Source organism: Vicinamibacteria bacterium, from assembly GCA_035620555.1.
Classification (GTDB): Bacteria; Acidobacteriota; Vicinamibacteria; order Marinacidobacterales; family SMYC01; genus DASPGQ01.
Genome location: DASPGQ010000296.1, coordinates 1 through 3,209, shown reverse-complemented (window position 1 = coordinate 3,209; position 3,209 = coordinate 1). Strand labels below are relative to the sequence as shown.

The following is a 3,209-nucleotide window of genomic DNA, read 5'->3' as shown; positions in this document are numbered from 1 at the left end:
GAGGACCAGCCGCCCGAGACGCATCGCCGGAGAAGATAAGGCAGCGCTCGCACCCGATCAACCCGACCGCGGTTTCACGATGGCTGTCCGCCGGAGCTAAAGTCCCGATCGCCGCCCAGTGAGTCTGTCAATGCCGTCGGCGCGCGCGTATCCGATACTTCTGTCGCGACTCGATGAGGTCGAGTCCGTTGCGGACGAGGTTTCTGAGCTCGGGCGACGGGTCGAAATCGAGTGCTTCGATAAGATGCTGGTAGGCCGCCGTCGGCTCGTCGAATGCGTGAAGTTGAACGAGCCCCGCGTAGGCGTGCGCCTCCGCCGCACCCGGCCCGGTGGGATAGTCCCTCAAATGACGCTGGTAGATCGTGAGCGCCGCGCGCGGATGGCTGTTTTGCGCGAGCCAGTTCCCGAGCAGGATCGACTCGTTCGGCCCCAGAAGCCGTCGAGTCTGTTCTGACGAAAGCTCGAAGTACCTCTCGGCGGCGGTCGCGAGCTCGTTCCTACGGATCGCCTCACGGATCTCATCCGCCGGAGAGCGAGGCCCTTGACGTTGGACCCCCCGGTAGTCGGGAGGTCTCTCGGTGACGATGCGGCGATCCTTGAACCAGGCGGCGCCGAGCCCGGCGATAAAGCCACCAATGTGGGCCCCGTAGGCGACGCCGGCCCCATCAGTCTGCGAAACGACAAAGGGCAGAATGTTGTCGATGAGGATGTAAAAACCAAGAACCCACCGAGCAGGAAGGAGGATGACGTTTACGAAGAAGAAGAATATGAGGATCCGAACCTGATTGTGCGGAAACCAGATGAAATAGAAGCCGAGCACACCACTGATGGCACCCGAGGCGCCCACGAGGGGGATCGGGGAATCGCTCGCGAATAGGGCGTGGAAGAGGGTCGCCGCGACACCGGTCGTGAGGTACCAAAAGAGATACGGGACCGAGCCCAGCCGATGCTCGACGTTGTCGCCGTATATCCAGAGAAAGAGCATATTGCCGAAGAGGTGCATGAAGCCGCCGTGAAGGAACATCGCGGTGAAGATCGCGACGATCGACGGCTCGGCAGGCCGGTAGCCGTAGGAGAAGACAACCAGGTCGTAGGCCGAGACCTGTCGGGCTAGTGCGCTGAGTGGAACGCCGGGAGGAAGATTCTGGCCGATGACGTCGACGTACTCCCGGAAGCGGGGGTCCGACGGATCCGCCGCCTGAAGGCTGAGCGGAATCGTCAATAGCAGAAAGACCGCGACGTTGAGACCGATGATCGCGTAGTTGACGACGGGTGTCCCGCGAGGATTCGGCTGATCTCCAATTGGCAGGAACATGCTCTTCTCAGCTGGAGCGGACGTCCACCTCCACGGCGAGAGGGTCGATCGGATACGGAATGGAGATCCCGGCCCTAGCGACGTCGACAGTCAACCCTCGATCGACCCCGCGGAGCGAATCGCAATCATCCCCTCTCGGTAGAATCGATGAAGGCTTCTCGATCTCTGGACCGGCAAAAGACCTTTCCGCTCGGTCATCATTTCCTCCAAGAGGGTGGATGGTATCCCATCGCTGGCCCGTTAGGACACCCGGTCGGAATCGGCCGGAGAGTCGCGTTCACGGTTAATTGTGAACAGCCCAGAGAAATCGAGAACTGTCTCCGTCCATTCTCCACAATTCTTGACACCTAAGGTGGACGAGGCGACTAGCCGGTGGAGTGATTCCCCAAAGAGCGAGCCACGACCCTAGGAAGAAAGCCGCATCTAACCTGTGGCGTTGGAGGGGATCTTGGGTTATAAGGGAATATCCCCCTGGGGATCACAACCAGAGCGCTGAGAGACCGAGTCAGGAAGGTGGAATACCCGAGTCGACGGGGGGTCACGTTCCATAAGGAGACTGGCCATGGACTTGCTCAAGATCGCTCGAGTGCCAGCGGTGACGATTGGCTGCCGTGCCCAAGTGCGTGACGCCGTTCAAGCCATGACGCGTGAGAACGCAGGAGCTGTCGTCGTGGTCGAAGATGAACGGCCTCTTGGAATCTTCACCGCGAGCGACCTGCTCAAACGGGTCGTCGCCAAAGGGCTTCCCCTCGACACAACGCCGATAACGGAGGTCATGACGGCGCCGCTTACGATGGCCCGCCACGACCTGGCGTGCAAGGATGCATTGTCCCTCATGGCAAGCAGCCACATACGCCACCTTGCCATCGTCGATTCTCATGGTCGCGTCGGGGGAATGCTGACCACGCGCCATTTGCTTCGAAACATGGTCGAGTCCCTCACCCAGGAGGTTCTGTCTCTCGACTCCTACTACTGCGCCGACGGCATCGGTGGCTGAGCTTGCTCATCACCCTGCTCGGGGTGCAAGAATCTGCGAATCGGGGTTAAACTCACCGCATGGCCAAAGAGAACAAGGGACGAACGAAACAGGAGCAGGGACAAGCGAGTTTGGTGAGCAAGATTTGGCTCGCCGGGCTCGGTGCGCTCGCCGAAGCTGAAGAGCAGGGCGACAAATTCTTCAAATCTCTCGTGAAGAAGGGGAGGGCCTACGAGCCCACTCTCAAGGAACCTTTCGAGTCGGTGGGCGAGGCATTCAGGAGCTCGGTGGATGCGGCGAGCAACAAGGCGTCGGAAGGATTCAAAGAGCTCGAGGGAGCCATCGACCGCGCCCTCACATCGGCGATGAAGAAGGCGGGAATCGCGTCGAGGAAAGAAGTCGAGGCCCTCCGCAAAGAAGTCGTCAAACTGAGGCAACAGGTCAAGAAACGAGCGACGAAGAAAGCCGGTCCCCAAGGCGACGCGACCAAGGAGTCGTGACGAACCGATCGGGGGGGGCACCGGGCTCACGATCGGCGTGGCTTCTGCCGAGCCCGCTGGTCGCGATTCACTTCGCGATCAGCCGAGCTCGAGGAAAGTGCGGATCCCCGTCATCAACATCTGAACCGCCAGCGCGACCAGAAGCATTCCCATCAGCCTCTCGACCGCGATGAGCCCTCGCCGGCCCAGATAACGCGAGAGCCCGCCGGAGAAGAGGAGCACGGCGCTGGTGGCGATCCAGGCCAGCAGCAGGGCGAGGAGCCATTCGGGCCATCGGTCCGGCTCCAGATTCATGATGAGAAGCACCGAGGCGAGCGCTGACGGCCCTGCCACATAGGGCACCGCGAGCGGGACGATGAAGGGCTCGCCGCTCAATTCCTCAGCCGTCGAACCTCCCGGCCGGGGAAACACCATGCGA

At 61.1% G+C, this 3,209-nt stretch carries 4 protein-coding genes; 2 read left to right on the top strand and 2 right to left on the bottom strand.

The window, feature by feature from the left end:
* Window positions 1–127: 127 nt before the first annotated feature.
* Entirely contained in the window at window positions 128–1,315 is a 1,188-nt protein-coding gene (locus tag VEK15_12065; GenBank protein HXV61425.1) for a rhomboid family intramembrane serine protease, read from the bottom strand.
* A gap of 562 nt (window positions 1,316–1,877) precedes the next feature.
* Here VEK15_12065 and VEK15_12060 point away from each other — a divergent pair.
* Entirely contained in the window at window positions 1,878–2,312 is a 435-nt protein-coding gene (locus tag VEK15_12060; GenBank protein HXV61424.1) for a CBS domain-containing protein, read from the top strand.
* 59 nt (window positions 2,313–2,371) lie between these two features.
* Entirely contained in the window at window positions 2,372–2,791 is a 420-nt protein-coding gene (locus tag VEK15_12055; protein ID HXV61423.1) for a phasin family protein, read from the top strand.
* 78 nt (window positions 2,792–2,869) lie between these two features.
* On the opposite strand, the gene VEK15_12050 is transcribed toward VEK15_12055, so the two are convergent.
* On the bottom strand, window positions 2,870–3,209 hold a 340-nt coding region (locus VEK15_12050; protein HXV61422.1), incomplete at its 5' end, for a MarC family protein.